Below are 19,268 nucleotides of genomic sequence, written 5' to 3' on the forward strand. Positions count from 1 at the left end.
TTACGTTGAGGGCCCGCCAACCGCTGGGAGGGGTTGACCGGCGCACCCTGCAATGCGGGCAGTGTACTCCAACGCAGATCGAGAGTAGAACAAAGCCATTTGTTCTACCGAGATCAAGGAAAGAGCAGCGCGCGTAGCGCCTGTACTCGCGAAGCGCGTGAACTCCAACGAAGGTCGAGCGACGAACAAACCCGGCGTCCCCACCCATGATCAGGATGGGACGCCGGGTTTCGGCTGGCTATCGACCTACTTCAGTTCTTGCCGGCTCTCATCGACGAGCGCATCCAGCCGCGGAGTCGAAACCGCCGGCTGTCCGAGCCCATACATCGCGTCGGTGTCCGGACGATGGTTCGAGCCGAAACTTGCCTGGCCGAGCTGATCGATCTGGGACTGCAGGAATCCGTTGAAGGTGCGGCGGTAGTTCTCTTCATAGTCGCGCAGCTGGTTGACCCGGTCGACCAACACGTCGCGGTCTTGTTCCAGCCCACTGAACAGTTCGCTGCGGCGCTCACGGACCTCCGCGTCCAACCGGTCGGCGCGGCCCCGGGCCTCACCGAGAATCCGGTCGGCCTGCTGGCGGGTCTCCGCGTCCAGTTGCTCAGCGCGGGTACGGGATTCGCGATCGAGCTGCTCGGCGCGCGAACGAGACTCGTGGTCCAGCTGCTCGGCACGGGCACGTGCCTCTGCGCTGGTGCGCTCGGCCTGGGAGGTGGCGTCGCTGATGCGGCGAGCTGCCTCGGAGTCGGCGTCAGCGAGCAGGGTCTCGGCCTGTTCGGTCGCCAACTCGACCAGCCGCACGACTGCGGAGCTTGCCTCGGCGCTCGTGCTGACCTTGATCTGGCGGACATCGCCATCGGTGTTCTCCATGACGACGCGCGGTGCGGAGGCTTGGGCCTGCTTGGCCTCGGCCAGCTGCTGCTGGCTCGTTGCCAGCTCCTGCTGGGTCTGGCCGAGCTGGCTACGCAGCTCCTCCAGCTGGCGGTGCAGGTCGTCGTTCTCCGAACGAAGCTGATCGCCTCCGGTCTTGGCAAGATCGCCGCTGGCACGAAGCTCATCGAGCTGCCGGCGAAGCTGGCCGACCTCACCGCCCAATCGCTCGTTTTCTTCGGAAAGCTGGCTGTTTGCCGATTGCAACGATGACTGGGCATCGCGCAACTGCTCGAGTTCGGCGTTCAGTTCGCCCGAGGAGGCCTTGGCCTTGTCGAGTTCCGCACGAAGTTCCTCGTCGGCCTCGGCCGAACTCGCCTGCGCGGCACCCCCGCCAGCACGCAGTTGGTCAAGTTCTTCCGTCAATTGGGCGTAGCTGACTTCCAGCTTGTCCATGAAATTGTCGACCGCGCTGGCCCGGTAGCCATCCTCATTTGGCTTACGCGCCATGGGAAAGCGAATATTGCGGACCTCATCGAGGGACAGAGTCATCTCTTACTCCAGATCAGCAGGCTCATGTTTCCGGACGAGCCATCTAGCCCGACCTTTTGTCTTCGTCTTTGAGTGTGCCGGAGCACACTTATGACTTGTTCAGGTTACTCCATCGTGCCTTGAGACGCCCGATAACCACGCGGAAGGCGGACGCAGTTCGGTCGGCATTCACCAGAAAATGGCAATGACCACGCGTTGCAGGACGATAAGTGCGATCAAAACTGCCATGAAGGCGATGTCGAGACTTACGCCCCCGAGATTCAGCGGCGGAATGATCTTACGGAACAGCTTGATGGGCGGGTCTGTCAACGTATAGGCAATCTCGAAAAGACTTGCGACGAATCCCCGGGGGCGCCAACGCGGGGCCAGCAGGGGAATCCAGCTGATGATCATGCGAGCCATGAGAATCCAGAAATAGATCTGGAGGAGCATGTACAAGAGCCAGCCGACGTACTGCATCCGGGCGAACCTCAACTCTGGTTAAAGAAACCGCCCTTGATGCGTTCCTTATCTTCGGCGGTCACGTTGACATTGGACGGTGACAGCAGGAACACCTTGCTGGTCACACGCTCAATCGTGCCACGTAGCCCAAAGATGAGCCCGGCGCCGAAGTCGATCAGCCGCCTGGCGTCGGAATCTTCCATGTCGGTCAGGTTCATGATGACGGGGACGCCATCGCGGAAATGCTCGCCGATCGTCCGCGCCTCATTGAAGGCGCGTGGGTGCACGGTGATGATGCGTCCGAGGTCGGCCTTGACCAGATCCTGAGCCTTCGGCTCCGGCGCCTGGCTTTGCTCGTGATGGTGGCCTGGTGAAGCCGGCCGCCGGTTGATGGGGGTCACGGTCGAGACCTCCTCGCTTTGCTCATAACCGTAGATCGGTTCGCTGAACTGTTCGACATCATCGCCGTAGCGATCGTCCTCATCGTCACGAACCAACCCGAGCCACGCCGCCGCCTTTCTGATGCCCTGCGCCATTGTGAACCCTTCCATGCTCAACCGAGGCCGATCCCTGATCCGGGATAATCCCAATTCCACAACCTTGGACGAGCTTATCGGTCCCGACCGCGACCGCCAGGAAGATCTGCGCGCGACACGCCCGACAGATTTTCATGAAACCCGGCCGTTAACGGGCCGACCAGACCAGGCCGATCTGACGGCCTGCACCCGGGCCATCGCCGCGATGCGAGAAGAGAGTGTCGGTGGTGAACGTGCAGGGGTCGACACGGTGCACCTCGACGCCGAGCCGCTGCAACTGTGCCGCTGCTCCGGCACCCAGATCGATGGCCGGAGTCCCCCAACTCGTGTGTGCCCTCGTTTCGGGCAGTTGGCAGGCCGCATCGTGGGCCATCTGCTCGGGAACCTCATAGCAGGCTCCGCAGATATGCGGCCCGATCCAGGCGCTGAGCTGCCTGGCCCCGACCTCGTGCATCGCCTGGGCCGTGGCCGGCAGTACCCCGGCGAGCAGGCCGAGGCGTCCGGCATGAGCCGCGGCGAAAACTCCTCGTTCTTGATCGGCAAAGATCACCGGCACGCAGTCCGCGACCCGAATCATCAGAGCAAGGCCCGGCGTGGTGCTGACGATGGCGTCCGCGACCGGAAGGCGGGATTTGCCCGGGGCGCCATCGCCTATCCAGGCATCGCCCGACCAGTCGCGCCCATCGCCGTCGGCCAGGTGTACGTCGATGCCGTGCACCTGGTGAACCGCGGCGATTCGAGTGATTCTGGCGGCACGGCGCACCAGCGCCATGTTCTGACGCAGGTGATCGATTTCGTCGATGTCGCTGCGTCCAAGATTCAGCTGGCCGGTCGTCCCGGTTGAGACGCCGCCGAGCCGATCCGTGAACCCGACCCCTATCCCGCCGTTGTCGGTGGGATCAATCATCGTGGCGAACATGGCCGGTTCACTTCATGAAGTCGGGAATATCCAGTCCGTCGTCTTCTTCGTCGTCGATCGGGGCCGGCGGGGTGACCGGACGCCTGGTCATGTGCGTGGGCTCCTTGTCGTCTTCCTCGGCCTGCGAAGTAGACGGGAAGCGGCGCCGAGTCTCGTCCGCCCGGTTGATCATGGGCTCCGGCTTGACGCGGGCAACGCCATCGGCCGGTTTGACGGCTCCCTCCGGCTTGGGCCGAGGTTTCGGAGTCGGCTGACCGGCGTCGAATCCGGCAGCGATCACGGTGACTCGTACCTCGTCGCCGAGGGCATCGTCGATGACGGTACCGAAGATGATGTTGGCCTCGTCGTGGGCGGCCTGCTCGATCAGGTTCGCGGCCTCGCTGACCTCGAAAAGACCCAGATCCGACCCGCCCGCGATCGACAGCAGCACGCCACGCGCCCCATCGATGCTGGCCTCCAGCAGCGGGCTGGAGATTGCCTGTTCGGCTGCCTCCTTGGCACGGTCCTCGCCGCGGGCCGAGCCGATGCCCATCAATGCGGAGCCGGCGTTGCTCATCACCGATTTGACGTCGGCGAAGTCCAGATTGATCAAGCCCGGTGTGGTGATCAGATCGGTGATGCCCGACACGCCTTGCATCAGCACCTGGTCGGCTTGTTTGAAGGCATCCAGGATTGCCACCCGGACATCGGTCATCTCGAGCAGCTTGTCGTTGGGGATGACGATCAGGGTGTCGACCTCGTCCGCCAGGATCTCGATGCCGGATTCGGCCTGGTTGGCGCGACGGCGTCCTTCGAACGAGAACGGGCGGGTCACCACGCCGATGGTCAGCGCACCCAAAGACCGGGCGATCTTGGCGACCACCGGAGCACCACCGGTGCCGGTGCCACCGCCCTCACCGGCGGTGACGAAGACCATGTCGGCGCCCTTCAGGGCATCCTCGATCTGGTCGGCGTGGTCCTCGGCCGCCTGGCGGCCCTTCTCCGGATCTGCGCCGGCGCCCAGACCCCGCGTGAGGTCCCGGCCGATGTCGAGTTTCACGTCGGCATCGCTCATCAGCAAGGCCTGCGCATCGGTGTTCACAGCGATGAACTCAACGCCCTTGAGCCCTGATTCGATCATGCGGTTGACCGCGTTCACACCGCCGCCGCCGACGCCGACTACCTTGATGACTGCCAAGTAATTCTGCGATGCAGTGGCCACCAGTCCGCCCCATTCCCTGCCAGTGCTCAAAGCACCGATCTGTCTTCATGTCTTGCTCATACGTCCACCGAACTGCACCCATTCTGCCTTGACCAGCGCGGCTTGTGTGCCGAGCGACCCACCAAAAGCTGTCGTCATCGGTGATCCGGAGGATATCCGGATCAAGAAACTGCCCGCTCACCCGCTCAGTTGGCCCACATCGTGGGGTCGAAAGCGCGGTTGAGACCGGACACGCCGATCGGCACAGAACCTCAAGTATTGATCGAGGGTTTGGTGCAGCTCTGCCAATGACCGGCCTACCGGATCGCCGGATGCCCGGGGGCCGAGACGTCATATACGGTACCCGGCTGGGCGAGCAGCACCGGCAGCAGTGCCGCCTTCTGCGATGACTGTTCGGCGTTGCCCCAGACGATCTGGCGGCCGTCGGCAAGGTCGAGGACGATGTGGTCGAGGGTAGATGCGGTGACCTGGGTCACTTGGCCGGCCACGTCCGCGGGCAGGGCTTGCACGACGGTGGCCACATCTGCCAACATGCGTTGCTCATCGCTGTCGATGGTGGCGGTGATGCCTGCGGCAGGTTCGGCCGAGGTGTGAAAGATCTTGCCGGTGGCATCCACCCACTGGTAGCCGTCACCGTTGACCCGCTGATAGACCATGGTGCGTTCGATGATCTCGATTTCGAGGGTGTGCGGCCAGTTGCGGTGCAGCTTGACATCGGCAACCTCGGGAAGCGCGAGCAGCCGCTGCCGGATGGCATCCGACGGCAGCCGGGTCAGTGGCGTGCCGATCGGAACCTGCGCCGCCTGGGTGACCTCGTCCACCGACGTCAGTTCGGTGCCGGTCACGCTCACCTCGCGGGTCTCCAGTACCGGAGAGAACAACGCGAGCCAGCCGGCGAGCGCCAGCAGTACCGCGACGAGAATCACGATGATGCCGCGTTTACGCCGGACGCGCTGCCGGTTCTTGCGCCGCAGGTCGAGCTTGGGCCCCAGATCGGCGCGCCCTGACTGCCCGTTCGAGGTCATCCTCGGCGGCTCCGCTGCTTCAACTGGTCGGCCAGCAGCGGCCCGACCAGCGTGATGTCGCCGGCACCCAAGGTCATCACCATGTCGCCGGGACGCACCAGACCGGCGACGAAGCCGGGCAGCTCCGTCTTGTCGGCCACGTAGTGCACCTCGGTGCCGTCATCGCCGCGTGCCGCAGCTGCGATGAGTTCTCCGCTGACGCCGGGCATCGGTTCCTCGCGGGCGCCGTAGACATCTGTCACCACGGCCACGTCGGCGATCCGGAGAGCGTCACCGAACTCGGTGGCGAAGTCACGGGTACGGCTGTACAGGTGCGGCTGGAAGCAGGCGATCAGGCGTCCGGACCCTTTGACGCGCACCGCCGCGTTGAGCGAGGCACGCAGTTCGGTCGGGTGATGGGCGTAGTCGTCGTAGATGCGCACGGGCGCCTGCTCGGGATCGGTGCCGAACGGAACCGTGCCGACCAGCTGGAAGCGCCGCAAAGTGCCGGTGAACTCGGCTGCCGCCTGGAGCAAATCGTCACAGGCCACACCGGCCAGTCGTCCGACGGCGAACGCCGCGGTCGCGTTGGCGAGATTGAACCGGCCCGGCACCTGCAGCCGCAACCGGTGGTCGCCGTCGGGGGTGGCCAGGCGCGCCGACGAGCTGGTTCCCTCGAAGCTCGGGCCGCAGATGCGGTAGTCGGCGTCGTCCGCCTCGCCGTATCCGATGACCTGCACCCGGCCTTCGGCCCGCAGTTCGGACGCGAGTTCACGCGCGATCGGATCGTCCACATTGATGACGACCGAGCGGACCGTGGAGCCGTGGGCGAATCGCTTGAAGCCCTCGTGATACGCCTGCGGGGTGCCCCAATTGTCGAGATGGTCGGCCTCGATGTTCGTGATCACGGCGATCTCGGTCGGGTATTGCAGGAAGCTGCCGTCGGATTCGTCGGCTTCGATGACCAGCACATCACCGGCTCCCAGGTGGGCGCTGCGTCCCGAGGCGGCCAGCGGCGAGCCGATGACATAGCTCGGCTCCCGGCCCGCGTGGGCGAGCAGGGTCGCCGTCATCGCGCTGGTGGTGGTCTTGCCATGCGTGCCCGCCACCGAGACGCCGCGCCTGCCGATCATCAACGCGGCGAGTGCTGCGCTACGGTGCCAGATGCGCAGACCCCGCTCGCGGGCCGCCACCAGCTCCGGATTGTCGTCGCGGATCGCCGAGGACACCACCACGGTATCGACGCCATCGAGGTGGCCCGCATCATGCCCTATTGCGGTCGGGATGCCTGCCGCGGTCAGCTGCTGCAGAGTCGGCGAATCGGCGCGGTCGCATCCGGAGACGGGCCGGCCGAGCTCGTGATACATCTCGGCGACCCCGCTCATGCCGGCCCCGCCCATGGCGATGAAATGCAGCGAACCGGCCTCGCGGGCCGGCAGCAGATCGACCACGTCGCGCAGCATCAGCGCTCCCCTCCGGCCTTGCGGGCAGTCGTCTTTCGCGCCGCGGCCAGCACGATGTCGGCAACCCGTCGGGCCGCGCCCGGACGCATCAGCTGCTGCGCAGCCTGCGACATCGCCGCCAGCTTGCCGGGTGCCGCGAACAAAGCTTGTACCTCGCGGACCAGGCGGTCGGCGGTCAGCTCGGAGTTATCGATGCAGATCGCGGCCGAGACGTCGACCAGCGGTTTGGCATTGCGGGCCTGTTCGCCGTTGCCGATCGGTAGCGGCACCATGATCGCGGGCAGCCCGAGGGTGGCGACCTCCACCACGGTCCCGGCTCCCGAGCGGGCCAACATCAGATCGGACGCGGCGTAGGCGCGCTCCATGGCGTCCACATAACGAACCGGCACATAACGCGCACCGGTGGCCGGATCGTCGCGTTCGGTCAGCCCGTCGTGGAAGTTCTTCGGCCCCCACACGTGCAGCACCTGGATACCTGCGGCGAGCAGCCGGTCGGCGGCGTCCACCGCCGCATCGTTCAGGCTGCGCGCCCCCTGCGAGCCGCCGCTGACCAGCAGCACGGGAAGATCGGGGTTCAGGCCGAATTCCTGCCGGGCGCCGGCGGCCTGGGACGCTCGTCCGGCCTCGGCCAGGTCGGTGATCGACTGACGCACCGGGAGTCCCTCGAAGCGGGCACCTGGCAGCTCGGTGCTCGGGAAGGATGTCAGCACCGCGACGGCAAACCGGCTGGCGATCTTGTTGGCCAACCCCGGCAACGCGTTTTGTTCATGGATCACCACCGGCACCTTCAGCGCCCGCGCGGCCAGATAGGCGGGCAGGGAGGCATAGCCCCCGAAGCCGCAGACCACGTCGGCACCGTGGTCGCGCAGAATCTTCTTCGCCACCCGCACCGCCCCGGCGAGCCGGAACGGAACCTTGAACAGATCGGCGTTGACCTTGCGGGGCAGCGGCACCGCCGGAACCAACTCCAGGCTCAGCCCGGCCTCGGGCACCACCCTGGTCTCGAGCCCACGCGCCGTGCCCACGCAGGTGATCTGCGCATCCGGTTCGGCCGCCGCGATCGCCTGCGCCGTGGCGATCAACGGCGACGTATGGCCGGCGGTTCCGCCACCGGCCAAGATGACGCTCACCATATATCTGCCCCGATTCTGTGTTCAGCCGCCCGAGTCACCGGCGGGTATCGACAACGCTGGTCATTTTAGGCGGCCTGCCTTTGTGCCCGGCGGCGAGTAGCTTGGCCGCCTCGGGCTCTTGCCTGGCCGCGCCGAGTAGAATCCCGACGGCGATCAGGTTGGCGAGCAGCGCAGAGCCACCCTGGCTGAGGAAGGGCAGCGGAACCCCCACGACCGGCAGCAGCCGCATGACGACGAAGACATTGATCAATGCCTGAATGGTGAGCCAGGCGGTCATGCCGCCCGCCGCGTAGCTCAGGAACCTGCTCGACGAGCGGGCCGCGATCCGCAGTCCGGTGAACGCCAGCACGAAGAACAGCACCAGCACGAACAACGTGCCGAACAACCCCATCTCTTCGCCGAGCACCGCCAGCACATAATCGGTCTGGGCGCCGTTGTACAACCCTCCCCATTTCTGCCTGGAGCGGCCGAGGCCCTCACCCCACCAGCCTCCGGACGCCAGCGCGTAGATCGCGTTCATCGGCTGATCGCTGCTCGCCTCACCGGGGTTCATGAAGCTGAACAGCCGGTGCATGCGTTCGGTGTCGGTGACCACCAGCGCACCGACCAACAGCGCACCGGCTGCCCCCAGCGCAGCGACGACCCGCATCGGCGCGCCGACGAACCACAGCATGGCGAACATGATCAGCGCGATGAGCAGGGCGGTGCCGAGGTCCTTTTGCAGCAACACCATGCCTTCGATCACGCCGAATCCGACGAGGAACGGAAACAGCAGCCGTTTGGGATCGTTCAAGGTCTTCGTCCGGTTGGCCAGCACGGCGGCCGACCAGAGGATCAGGGCCGCCTTGGCAAATTCCGACGGCTGGATGGTGCCGAGCAGCGGGATCTGCAACCAGGAGCGGTTGCCGTAGGCGTCCAATCCCAAAGGCGTGAAGATCAAGGCAAGCAGGCCGATGGAGCCGATAAGTCCCAGCCAGCCGAACACCATGTAGGCCTGCTCGCCGCGCCGCGACAGCCACCACGCGACGGGGATGCCGATGCACAAGAAGACCAGTTGGCGCACCAGGTAGTAGTAGGCGTCGCCCTGGTTCGTGACCGATGACCAGGGGGACGAAGCCGACAGCACCATCAGCACCCCGAGCCCGACCAGCAAGGACGCCGAGACCAGCACCAGGTAGTAGTCGGCCAGCGGATGGGACAGCGCACGTGCGATATTGGAGTTGCCGCGGGTGCCCAGCTGGCCCAGACCGGCGCCCAGTCCCCGGCTCCGGCGCCGCTTCGTGGCCGGCCGGGGCCGCCGCAGATCACTGACGGTGCTCACCTGGTGCCCCCGCCGGGTAGTTTGGCCACCGCTGCGGCGAAGTCATCACCCCTGGCCGCGTAGCCCGGCCACATGTCTTTGCTCGCTCCTCCGGGGGCCAGCAAGACCGTGTCGCCTGATTCGGCGAACGCGGCGGCCGCCTGCACGGCTTCGTCCATCGCTGTGGTGGGGTCGGTTCTGTCGATCACGATCAGCGGCACATCGGGCGCGTAGCGGTGCAGGGCTTCGGCGACCACCTGACGGTCGATGCCCAGCACGATCGCCGCCCGCAGTTTGGACGCATGGGTCTGCACCAGTTCGTCGAAACTGGTGCCCTTGGTCTGTCCCCCGGCGATCCAGACAATCGACTCGAAGGCCCGCATGGAGGAATTCGCGGCATGCGGGTTGGTGGCCTTGGAGTCGTCCACCCACTTCACGCCGTCGATGGTGGCCACCGTGGCGATGCGGTGACCGCCCAGCTTCAGGTCACGAAGGCCTTGGGCGACAGCAGGCCCCGGCACGCCGAAACTGCGTGCCAGCCCGGCGGCCGCCAACGCGTTCTCGATATTGTGTGGCGCGTTCGGGTGCACATCGGACACATTGGCCAGCGGCAGCGCGGAGTCCCGGCGCTGCTCGACGAAGGCCCGATCGACCAGCAGGTCGTCCACGACGCCCATCATCGAGACCGACGGGATGCCCAAAGTGAAACCGATCGCACGGGCGCCCTCGATCACCTCGGCCTGTTCGACCATCTTCTCGGTGACCGGCTCGGCCACGTTATAGACGCAGGAGTGCCGCACATTGTGGTAGATGCGTGCCTTGTCGGCCCGGTAGCCGTCCATCGCCGCGTCGCCGCCCCCGGCCCACGGCCCATACCATTCGAGATGGTCGGCATGCACGTTCAGCACCACGGCGGAGTGAAGCTCGAGGGAATGCGCCCAATGCAGCTGGAAGCTGGACAGTTCGACGGCGAAGACGTCATAGGGCACCTCGTCGTTGATGGCCTCGATGACCGGACGACCGATGTTGCCGACCGCGGCAGATTTCAGGCCTGCCGCCCGCAGCATCGAATCGAGCATCTGGGTGGTGGTGGTCTTGCCGTTGGTTCCGGTGACGCCCAGCCAGGGCACGATGCGATCCGGATGCATCAACCGCCAGGCCAGCTCGATATCTCCCCAGATCGGCACGTCTTGGGCGGTGGCCTGGGCCAGCAATGGGTAGTCGGGACGCCAGCCCGGCGAGGTGATCACCAGGTCGGTCGCCTTGGGCATGGTTGCCGACGAACCGGGGCCGAGCCGCACCACGGCGTCCAGGTGCTCGAGCAAGGTGGCCTTGTCACGATTCTCATCGGAGTCGAGGTCGTCGAGCACGATCACCCGGGCGCCCAATTCGAGCAGCGCGTCGGCTGCCGCGAATCCGGACGTGCCCAATCCTGCGACCACCACGCTTGCCTCGCGCCACGGTGAGTAGCGGTCGGCGGCGGGCAGCCACGCGAGTGGGTTCGTCGATGTCATTTTTCGTCCTCCTGGGGAAGTAGGAGCCGATCTATTCAGTTGGTTGCGGTCGACTGGCAGGCGTTGGCGCCTACTGGCCCAGTATCCACTGGGCGTAGAAGAGTGCGAGCCCTACCACGACCGACACGCCGCAAATGATCCAGAAACGGATCACCACGGTCACTTCGTCCCAGCCCAAGAGCTCGAAGTGGTGGTGCAGCGGAGCCATCTTGAAGACCCGTTTGCCGTGGGTGAGCTTGAAGTAGCTGACCTGGATGGCCACCGACAACGCCTCGATGACGAAGACGAGACCCAGGATGATCAGCAGGATCTCGGTGCGGGTCAGAATCGCCATGCCGCCGACCGCGCCGCCCAGCGCCAGCGAACCGGTGTCGCCCATGAAGATCTTGGCCGGCTTCGCGTTCCACCACAAGAATCCGAAGCAGGCTGCGGCCAGCGCCGCCGCCAGCACCTGCAGATCCCACGGGTCGCGCACCTGATAGCACATCGGGCCGGCGGTCGAACCGGGCCGGCACCACTGGTTGCGCTGCCAGATGTTGATCAATGCGTAGGCGCCGAAGACCATGGTGAGCGCGCCGGCCGCCAATCCGTCGAGGCCATCGGTGAGGTTCACGGCATTCGAGGAGGCGATCACCATGAAGGTGATCCAGACGATCGCCGCCACCAGCGGCAGCCTGAGCCATTCGATATCGCGAGTGAACGAGATCGCTGTACTGGCCGGCGTGTTGCCGTAGGCGTCCGGACCGAACAATGCGGCCGTGCCGAAGGCAGCACCGATCAGGATCTGCCCGATGATCTTGCCCCGGGAGGTCAGGCCGAGGGAACGTTTGTGGCTGATCTTCTTCCAGTCGTCGAGAAATCCGAGCAGCCCGCAGGCGATCAACAACCCCAGCAGGAGCAGACCGGAATAGGTGGGAGGCTGCCGGGTGAGCAGGTGCGCCAGCAGATAGCCGAGCGTCACCGAAACGATGATGACCGCGCCGCCCATGGTCGGGGTGCCGCGCTTGGCCGTGTGGGTGGCGGGCCCATCGTCCCGCACGAACTGGCCGTAGCCTTTGCGCACCAGGAAACCGATGAAGGCCCGGGTGCCGATCAGCGTCCCGATCAGGGCTATGACCCCCGCCGCGATAGTCGGTTTCATCGTATGTCCTCTCCACCGATCAACTGCTCGGCGACCTTCTCCAAACGCAGTCCCCGGCTCGCCTTCACCAAGACCACGTCCGAAGACTGCAGGTTCAGCGAGTCGGCGGCGTCCCGGGCCTCCGCGACCCGGGAGCTGCCCCCGGCGCTTCGGGCACCCTGTGCCAGATCTTCGGCGAAGGCGCCGACTGCGACGATCTCGGTGTATCCGAGGCGCGCGGCCAGTTCCCCGACCTCGAAATGCAGCTTTCCGGAGACCTCGCCCAGCTCCAGCATGTCGCCGAGCACGGCCATGGTGCGGGCACCTGGATTGCGTTGGCGCCGCCGGACCCCGATGGCGGCGACCGTGCGGAGGGCGGCAGCCATCGATTCCGGATTGGCATTGTACGCATCGTTGATGACCGCTGCCCCATTGGCCAGCTCGTGCAGCTCCATCCGCCATCTCGACCTTGCGCCGGCTTCGCTGAGCGCTGTTGCGACGGTTTCCAGATCGAGACCGAGAGCCAGGGCCGCGGTGGCGGAGGCGACCGCGTCGCTGACCTGATGCTCCCCGAGCACCCGGAGCCGCACCTTGGCAGACTCGCCGGCCTGCCGGGCGCCCGGACGAGAACAGTCGAGCGTGAACGAATAACGATCGAGATCGTCGGCGGTCAGATTCCGGGCGCGGACGACCAGTTCGGCATCGATCGGCCCGGCATCCGCGGCGAGACTGAACTTCGCGATGTGGGCGCGGGTGCGCGAGACCATCGCGTCCACTCTCGGGTCGTCGGCATTCAAGATCGCCCAGCCGTCGGCATCGAGGGCCTCGACGATCTCCCCCTTCGCCTTGGCGATGTTGTCCTGGCTGCCGAACTCGCCGATATGTGCCGTGCCGATGTTGAGCACGACCGACGCAGTGGGGTGCACGATCGAGGTCAGGTAGGCGATATCGCCGATGGCGCGCGCGCCCATCTCGCTGACCAGGTAGCGGGTTGTCGGATCGACCTGGCAGACCGTCAGCGGGGTGCCGAGTTCGTTGTTGTGGGATCCTTCGGGGCTGACCGTTGGTCCGGCGGCGGCCAGGATCTGGGCCAGCAGATCCTTGGTGCTGGTTTTGCCGGCGCTGCCGGTGATCGCCACCGTCTGCAGACCATCGGCCCGGGCACGGGCATGCAGGCTGCGGGCCAAGGCGGTGAGCCCCTGCTGGGCGTCCGGGCAGATCAGTTGAGCGATCGGCGCGTCGACCCGATGGGTGACCATGGCCGCATGGGCGCCAAGTTCGGCGGCCGCCGCCACATAGTCATGGCCGTCGACCCGCTCGCCGGGCAGCGCCACGAACAGCGCACCATCGGTGGTCTCGCGGCTGTCGATCAGCACATCGGGCCCTATCGGGGTGCCGGGGTCGCCGACCGCCTGACATGGCTGACCGCCGGCCTCGACGAGTTCTGCGATCTGTTGCAGACTGCGCGTCCTCATGATGTGCCTCCCCGGGTGATCTCTGCCCAGCTATCGCGCGCGACCTGAGCGTCGTCGAAGTCGATCACCCGGTCGGCGAGTTGCTGGGTGCGCTCGTGGCCTTTGCCGAGAATGACCACCGCGTCACCCGGACGCGCCAGCCGGAGCGCCTGCCCGATCGCCGCCGACCGGGAGCCCCCGTCGTAGACCTCGACTCCTGCCTCGTGTCCACCAGGTGTCGCCGCCGCGACGGCGTCCCTGGCCCCGGCGATCACCCTGGCGCGAATGGCGGCCGGGTCCTCGGAGCGAGGATTGTCGTCGGTCACCACCACGATGTCGGCGCCGTGTGCCCCGGCTGCACCCATCGGTCCGCGTTTGTCGGGATCGCGGTCTCCCCCCGCACCGAATACGGCGATCACCTGGCCCCGGTGCCCGGGATGGTTGAACGCCGACAGCGCGGATGCGATCGCCTGCGGCGTGTGGGCGAAGTCGACATAGACATGCGGCACATCGTCGCCGGGCAGCGGGACGGGTTGCATGCGTCCGGGAATGACCGCGGTGGCGAGCCCCGGCAACGCCCGGGTCATGTCGAGACCGGCCTGGTCGATCATCGCCAGCGCGCAGGCGGCGTTGCGAACGTTGTAGTCGCCCGGCAGGCAGATGGACGCCTCGAGCCGGCCCGCAGGATGGCTGAGCGTGAAACGCGACCCTGGCCCCTCGGGGCACCAGGAGGCGATGCGGTAGTCGCACTCGTCACCCATTCCGACGCTGACCGCCGGCAGCCCGAGTTCGCTAGCCTGGGCGAGGAGTCTGCGTCCGGCCTCGTCGTCGCCATTGATGACGGCACGTCTGGCGTAGTCGGGAGTGAACAGCTGGGCCTTCGCCCGGTAGTAGGCCTCCATGGTGTGATGAAAATCGAGGTGGTCGCGTCCGAGATTGGTGAACCCGGCGACATCGAATTGGATGCCCGCGACCCTGTTGAGGGCCAGCGCATGCGAGCTGACCTCCATGGCCAGCACGTCTGCGTCGCGCTCACCCAAGGTCGCGATGATCGCCTGCAGATCGGGCGCCTCGGGAGTGGTGATGGTCGAGTGCTCGACCTCGACGGCCTGCCCCCCGACCGAGAATCCGAGGGTGCCGATGCTGCCGACCCGGTGCGACGCGGCGTTCAAGGCAGCCGCCAGCATCAGCACGGTCGTCGATTTTCCGTTGGTTCCGGTGACCCCGAAGCTGGTCATCGCTTGGGCCGGATGACCCCAGATACGGGCCGCCGCGATCGCCATCGCGTAGCGGGGATCCTCACTCACCACGATCGGCAGCCCGCTTCCGGCGGCAAGTCCGGCGCCCTCGGCGTCGGTGAGCAACGCTGCCGCCCCCACGTCCCGTGCCATCTCGGCGAACTTCGCGCCATGGCTGCGGGTGCCGGGCAGCCCGACATAGAGATCGCGCGGGGCCACCCGGCGGGAGTCGAAACAGACCCCGGCGATCACCGGGTCGTCGCCCGCAGGCAACGCCGCTTGCAGGCCGGCCAGCAGCACGGAAAGCTGTTGGGGCACTCGGCGGGGCTCGGCCCGCAAATCGTCAGTAGTCACGTCAGTAGGTGAGAGGGTCGGTGTAGGCGGGCACATCGGCGGTGGGTGCGATGCCGTACCTGGGCAACGCTTGCATCATCAATTGGCGCGCAGTCGGAAAAGCCACAGTAGCACCGTAGTAGCCATTGGCCGGTTCGTCGATGACGACGTAGACCAGGATCTGCGGATCTTCCGCCGGCGCCACCGCCGCATACGATCCGGTATATCCGCCGTTGTAGTTTCCGTATTCGTCGGCCTTCTGGGCGGTGCCCGACTTGCCGGCCATCTGGTAGCCGTCGATCGTCAAGGCGTCGGTGGTGCTCATCTCGGGCGAGGCGACGCTGGCCTCCATCATGTTGACGATTCCGGCAGACGCCTCTTCGCTGATCACCCGGTAGGGATCCTCGCGGTCGAAGTTGAGCTGTTCGCCCGAAGCGGTGGTGGCCGAGGCGATCACGGTCGGCTGGTGGTACACGCCGCCGTTGACCACCGACGAGATCGCGGACGCTTCCTGCAGCGCCGTCACCGACAGGCCCTGGCCGAAGGAGATCTGGTCACGGGTGTAGTCGGCCATGTCGGTGCCGGGCAAGATGCCCATATCGCCGCCGGTTTCGCCGGGCAGCTCGATGCCGGTCGACTGTCCCAGCCCGAAGGACGCCAGATAGTTCGACAGGTCGGCCTTGTCCATCTGCCGGGCCAGTTCGACCGTGCCGATATTGGACGATTCGGCGAGCACGCCACGAGCGGTCAGATTGAGCGTGCCGTGATCCCAGGCGTCCTTGATGGGCGCGTCGCCGGAAAGGATCTCGCCCGGCACCTCGACGGGTGTGTCGGGGGTGATCAGGCCGGCATCGAGCAGCGCCGCCATGGTGAGCACCTTCTGCACCGAACCGGGCTCGTAGGCGTCTGACACGGCACGATTGCCGAGGTCGTCGGCATCGGCGGCGGCCGGATTGTTGGAGTCGAAGGTCGGCGCGTTCGCCATGGCGAGGATCTCGCCGGTGTCGACGGCCTGGATGATGACGGTGCCGCTCTTGGCCTGGGAACTGGACACGGCGTTGGCCAAGGTGGTCTCGGCCATCCACTGCAGTTCGGAATCGATGGTCAGCGAATACGTGGCCCCGTTGACGGGCTCGACCAGCGTGGAGTCGCCCAGCGGAATCGTGCCGTAACTCGACGACTGGTAGGTCTGTTTTCCGTCGGTGCCGCGAAGCTGATCGTTCTGGCCGTATTCCAGCCCTGCCGCGCCTTCGTCGTCATAGTTGACGAAGCCCAGAATGTTGGACGCCAAGGTGCCGTTCGGGTAGTAGCGCACCGGATCGGGTGACGAGTAGATGCCGTACCAGCCGTTCTCGGTGAGCTCGTTGGACATCTTTTGGTAGACGGCGGCCGAAACCTTGCGGGCGATCAACTCGTATTGGTTGGGGCTGCCGTCCTCGGCGCGGGTCGTGGTCAGTTTCTCGAGGTACTCGTCCTTGTCGCCGCCGAGGTATTTGACCAAGAGCTCGGCGATGGCCTCCGGAGCCTGCGCCGCGGTCTGCTTCTGCTCATCGGTCATGTGGTCGGGGTCGTACCCGTTGGTCGCGATCGAAGTGGGATCGGCGATCACCGAGAAGGCCGGCTGGGTTTCGGCCAGCACCTGCCCGTTGCGGTCGCGGATCACTCCGCGGTCGGCCTTCAACACCTGGGACTGGCTCAGCTGTTCCGCGGCGGTTTGGGCGTTCGCCTCGGCGTCGATGCCCTGCACCAGCAAGGCGCGTCCCGAGGCCACCGAGATCAGGATCGCGATGAAGACGAAGAAGACGGTGATCCGGCGGTCGGTGGAGGCGATCGGCAGACCTTTGCGTCTGCGCCGCCTAACAGCGCCGGCCGAGGTATGCGGACGAGCAGACGCCCGGCCCGAAGAGGACGCTCGGCCCGAAGTCGGGCGGGAGTTACGCTGATTGCTCACGGCGTCTCCTCAGGTTCTGGCGAGGGCTGTTGCGTCGGCTGGTCGGCAGCTTGGCTTTCGCCGGTCGAGGACTCGGCCTCAGGGCTCGCGGAAGGCCCCGCCGATGAGGTCGCGGCCGGAGTCTCGGCGCTGGTGGCGGGGGGCACGATGCCGGGCAGTTCGTCGCCGGTCACCGGGGCGGGCACGCCTTCGATCTCGCCGGCGGGCATCTTGATGAAGGCCGGGTTCGGGTTGGGACGCATGCCCAGCGCCCAGGCCTCGTCCGCAAGATTCTGGGAAGACCGCAGTTTCTGGGCCTCGGCCACCAGCGCGGCCTCTTGATAGCTCAGGTCGGACTCCTGCGACTGCAAGGCCTGCAGTTCGACCGAATTGGTCTGGATGGTGGTGGACAAGACGAGCACACCGGCCAGTCCCCCGCCGAGCAGGATCGCGATGAAGAAGATGAACGGCAGCTGGGAAAGCTGGGTGGCTTGTTTCGGTACCGCGCGCAGGGTGGCCCTGCGTTCGGAGCCCGGTTTGGCTTCGGGGGCCGCATTCGATGTCTGCAGGGCACTCATCGGGACTCCTTACCGAAGGGGATCGAACCGGGACGGATGCGCTGAACCGCACGCAATCGGGCGGATGCAGCCCGCGGATTGCGGGTGATCTCGTCGTCCGTGGGCTTTTCGGCGCCCCGGACGAGCGCCTCGAAGCGGGCCAACAGCGGTTCGGGTACCACCGGCAACCGCTCGGGGGCGGCGTCGCTGGCCGCCTGCGCAAATGCCTGTTTGACCAGGCGGTCTTCGAGCGAGTGGTAGGCGAGCACGGCGATGCGTCCGCCGACGGCGAGCCTGTCGAGTGCGGCCGGCAACAGGCCTTGGAGCGCGTCCAGTTCGCCGTTGACTTCGATACGCAGTGCCTGGAAGGTGCGTTTGGCCGGGTGCCCTCCGCCGTAGCGGCGGGCCGCGGGCAAGGAGGCCTGGATCACCGCGACCAACCGGGCGGAGTTGCTGAACGGTTCGATGGCGCGCTCGGCGACGATTGCCTTCGCGATGCGGTCGGCGTTCGGTTCCTCGCCGTAGCGGCGCAGGATCTGGGTCAGTTCACGCCGGCTCGCGGTGTTCACGATGTCGGCGGCGGTGCGCGGGTTCCGGTTGTCCATGCGCATGTCGAGCGGTGCGTCGGCCGCGTAGGCAAAGCCCCGTTCTCGCTCGTCGATCTGCAGGCTCGACAATCCGAGATCGGCCAGCAGCGAGTCGATCTCGGTGATGCCCAGGTCGTCCAAGACGTCGGGTAGTTCGTCGAACCGCGCCCGGACCAACTGAAAACGCCCGGCGAACCGGCGCAACGTCTGCTCGGCGATCGTGAGAGCTTCTTCGTCCTGATCGATGCCGACCAACCGGGCGGTCGGGTTGGCCTGCAGGATGGCGGCGGCGTGGCCCGCCATGCCGAGCGTCGCGTCCACATGGACGGCACCCGGAGCCCGGAGGGCGGGGGCCAGCAGGCCGACGATGCGTTCTCGCATCACCGGCGTGTGTACCACCGCACCGCCTGGGCCCGTCGCGAGCGTTGCCGGGGCGGGAGCATCGCTTGTCCCGTCGGGTTCGCTCATCTGCTTCGCTCCTTCAGGCAGTAGTCGTCGGCTGTGCGGCCTGGTTTCAATCCGGACTCCGAAACCCAGAGCCACCTGGCATCGGGGAAGTGACGCCAGGAAGCTGTGAGCCCGGATTGAAGCCGGACGGCACAGCGGTGTCGTTGCCTTTCTCCGCGCCGAAGCGAAGCGTCCCGATCACAAGACCGGGAAGATCTCTTCGTTCAACTCGGCGAAAGAGGCCTCCTGCGCAGTGGAGTACTCCTGCCATGCCTGCGGATTCCAGACCTCGACCCGGTCGATGGCCCCCACCACGACGATGTCCTTGTCCAGACCTGCGTAGTCACGCAGCACGGCCGGCACCTGAATGCGGCCCTGTTTGTCCGGCACTTCATCGCTGGCTGAGGACGCCAACATGCGCTGAAAATCGCGCACCTGGCGCACCGTCGCCGGGGCTGAAGCCATCTGTTGAGTTTTCGCGACGAAGGTTTCCATCGGATAGATCGCCAGGCAGCGATCCTGTCCTCTGGTCACCACCAGCCCTTCGGCCAGCTCGTCCCGGAACTTCGCAGGTAGAACCACGCGGCCCTTCTCGTCGAGCTTGGGCGTGTAGGTACCGAGAAACATCGGCACCACCCCCAGCTCCACATCGGGACCTCGTCCTCCACTTCG

At 66.2% G+C, this 19,268-nt stretch carries 16 protein-coding genes and 1 pseudogene; all 17 read right to left on the reverse strand.

The genetic code is table 11. From position 1 onward, the window contains the following. Positions 1-246 precede the first annotated feature (246 nt). Positions 247-1,419, reverse strand: a complete 1,173-nt coding sequence (locus tag QQ658_RS08870) for a DivIVA domain-containing protein (protein ID WP_286024504.1) — start codon at positions 1,417-1,419, stop codon at positions 247-249. A gap of 168 nt (positions 1,420-1,587) precedes the next feature. Next, positions 1,588-1,878 (reverse strand): YggT family protein, encoded by a 291-nt coding sequence (locus tag QQ658_RS08875; protein ID WP_286024505.1) that lies wholly within the window; start codon positions 1,876-1,878, stop codon positions 1,588-1,590. An 11-nt stretch (positions 1,879-1,889) separates the two neighbouring features. Further along, a complete protein-coding gene (locus tag QQ658_RS08880) occupies positions 1,890-2,411 on the reverse strand; it encodes a cell division protein SepF (RefSeq protein WP_502928907.1) in 522 nt (173 codons plus the stop codon). A gap of 133 nt (positions 2,412-2,544) precedes the next feature. Continuing rightward, positions 2,545-3,315, reverse strand: a complete 771-nt coding sequence (locus QQ658_RS08885; RefSeq protein WP_286024506.1) for a purine nucleoside phosphorylase YfiH/LACC1 family protein — start codon at positions 3,313-3,315, stop codon at positions 2,545-2,547. 253 nt (positions 3,316-3,568) lie between these two features. Continuing rightward, a pseudogene (gene ftsZ / locus QQ658_RS08890) lies at positions 3,569-4,516 on the reverse strand (cell division protein FtsZ); the annotation flags it as partial. 296 nt (positions 4,517-4,812) lie between these two features. Next, a complete protein-coding gene (locus QQ658_RS08895; protein ID WP_286024508.1) occupies positions 4,813-5,541 on the reverse strand; it encodes a cell division protein FtsQ/DivIB in 729 nt (242 codons plus the stop codon). After that, positions 5,538-6,986: a UDP-N-acetylmuramate--L-alanine ligase gene (murC, locus tag QQ658_RS08900; RefSeq protein ID WP_286027080.1), complete on the reverse strand. Its 1,449-nt coding sequence runs from the start codon at positions 6,984-6,986 to the stop codon at positions 5,538-5,540. Before murC ends, QQ658_RS08895 begins: the two co-directional genes overlap by 4 nt. Beyond that, positions 6,983-8,116 carry an undecaprenyldiphospho-muramoylpentapeptide beta-N-acetylglucosaminyltransferase gene (gene murG / locus QQ658_RS08905; RefSeq protein WP_286024509.1) on the reverse strand — a complete coding sequence of 378 codons (1,134 nt, stop codon included), beginning with the start codon at positions 8,114-8,116 and terminating at the stop codon, positions 6,983-6,985. The genes murC and murG overlap by 4 nt, the downstream gene beginning before the upstream one ends. A 34-nt stretch (positions 8,117-8,150) precedes the next feature. Then, positions 8,151-9,437 (reverse strand): peptidoglycan glycosyltransferase FtsW, encoded by a 1,287-nt coding sequence (locus QQ658_RS08910; RefSeq protein ID WP_286024510.1) that lies wholly within the window; start codon positions 9,435-9,437, stop codon positions 8,151-8,153. Further along, positions 9,434-10,930, reverse strand: coding sequence for a UDP-N-acetylmuramoyl-L-alanine--D-glutamate ligase (gene murD / locus QQ658_RS08915; RefSeq protein WP_286024511.1), 1,497 nt, complete (start codon positions 10,928-10,930; stop codon positions 9,434-9,436). Before murD ends, QQ658_RS08910 begins: the two co-directional genes overlap by 4 nt. A gap of 70 nt (positions 10,931-11,000) precedes the next feature. Continuing rightward, positions 11,001-12,071: a phospho-N-acetylmuramoyl-pentapeptide-transferase gene (gene mraY, locus QQ658_RS08920; protein ID WP_286024512.1), complete on the reverse strand. Its 1,071-nt coding sequence runs from the start codon at positions 12,069-12,071 to the stop codon at positions 11,001-11,003. After that, complete coding sequence (locus QQ658_RS08925) at positions 12,068-13,525, reverse strand: UDP-N-acetylmuramoyl-tripeptide--D-alanyl-D-alanine ligase (protein ID WP_286024513.1); 1,458 nt, start codon at positions 13,523-13,525, stop codon at positions 12,068-12,070. Before QQ658_RS08925 ends, mraY begins: the two co-directional genes overlap by 4 nt. Next, positions 13,522-15,096 (reverse strand): UDP-N-acetylmuramoyl-L-alanyl-D-glutamate--2,6-diaminopimelate ligase, encoded by a 1,575-nt coding sequence (locus QQ658_RS08930; protein ID WP_286024514.1) that lies wholly within the window; start codon positions 15,094-15,096, stop codon positions 13,522-13,524. Before QQ658_RS08930 ends, QQ658_RS08925 begins: the two co-directional genes overlap by 4 nt. A gap of 1 nt (position 15,097) precedes the next feature. Then, entirely contained in the window at positions 15,098-17,026 is a 1,929-nt protein-coding gene (locus QQ658_RS08935) for a peptidoglycan D,D-transpeptidase FtsI family protein (protein WP_286024515.1), read from the reverse strand. Continuing rightward, positions 17,023-17,583, reverse strand: a complete 561-nt coding sequence (gene ftsL / locus QQ658_RS08940; RefSeq protein WP_286024516.1) for a cell division protein FtsL — start codon at positions 17,581-17,583, stop codon at positions 17,023-17,025. Before ftsL ends, QQ658_RS08935 begins: the two co-directional genes overlap by 4 nt. Then, a complete protein-coding gene (rsmH, locus tag QQ658_RS08945) occupies positions 17,580-18,617 on the reverse strand; it encodes a 16S rRNA (cytosine(1402)-N(4))-methyltransferase RsmH (protein ID WP_286024517.1) in 1,038 nt (345 codons plus the stop codon). The genes ftsL and rsmH overlap by 4 nt, the downstream gene beginning before the upstream one ends. A 177-nt stretch (positions 18,618-18,794) precedes the next feature. Then, on the reverse strand, positions 18,795-19,223 hold the full coding sequence (gene mraZ, locus QQ658_RS08950) for a division/cell wall cluster transcriptional repressor MraZ (protein ID WP_286027081.1): 429 nt from the start codon (positions 19,221-19,223) through the stop codon (positions 18,795-18,797). Positions 19,224-19,268 lie beyond the last annotated feature (45 nt).

It is taken from the genome of Propionimicrobium sp. PCR01-08-3, assembly GCF_030286045.1.
GTDB lineage: Bacteria > Actinomycetota > Actinomycetes > Propionibacteriales > Propionibacteriaceae > Brooklawnia.

What these genes read in the sequence shown, in the direction of transcription:
- QQ658_RS08870 (WP_286024504.1), bottom strand. Translation starts at nt 1,419, where the DNA reads ATGACTCTGTCCCTCGATGAGGTCCGCAATATTCGCTTTCCCATGGCG.
- rsmH (WP_286024517.1), bottom strand. Translation starts at nt 18,617, where the DNA reads ATGAGCGAACCCGACGGGACAAGCGATGCTCCCGCCCCGGCAACGCTC.
- QQ658_RS08885 (WP_286024506.1), bottom strand. Translation starts at nt 3,315, where the DNA reads ATGTTCGCCACGATGATTGATCCCACCGACAACGGCGGGATAGGGGTC.
- QQ658_RS08880 (WP_502928907.1), bottom strand. Translation starts at nt 2,411, where the DNA reads ATGGAAGGGTTCACAATGGCGCAGGGCATCAGAAAGGCGGCGGCGTGG.
- mraY (WP_286024512.1), bottom strand. Translation starts at nt 12,071, where the DNA reads ATGAAACCGACTATCGCGGCGGGGGTCATAGCCCTGATCGGGACGCTG.
- murG (WP_286024509.1), bottom strand. Translation starts at nt 8,116, where the DNA reads ATGGTGAGCGTCATCTTGGCCGGTGGCGGAACCGCCGGCCATACGTCG.
- mraZ (WP_286027081.1), bottom strand. Translation starts at nt 19,223, where the DNA reads ATGTTTCTCGGTACCTACACGCCCAAGCTCGACGAGAAGGGCCGCGTG.
- ftsL (WP_286024516.1), bottom strand. Translation starts at nt 17,583, where the DNA reads ATGAGTGCCCTGCAGACATCGAATGCGGCCCCCGAAGCCAAACCGGGC.
- murD (WP_286024511.1), bottom strand. Translation starts at nt 10,930, where the DNA reads ATGACATCGACGAACCCACTCGCGTGGCTGCCCGCCGCCGACCGCTAC.
- QQ658_RS08925 (WP_286024513.1), bottom strand. Translation starts at nt 13,525, where the DNA reads ATGAGGACGCGCAGTCTGCAACAGATCGCAGAACTCGTCGAGGCCGGC.
- QQ658_RS08875 (WP_286024505.1), bottom strand. Translation starts at nt 1,878, where the DNA reads ATGCAGTACGTCGGCTGGCTCTTGTACATGCTCCTCCAGATCTATTTC.
- QQ658_RS08895 (WP_286024508.1), bottom strand. Translation starts at nt 5,541, where the DNA reads ATGACCTCGAACGGGCAGTCAGGGCGCGCCGATCTGGGGCCCAAGCTC.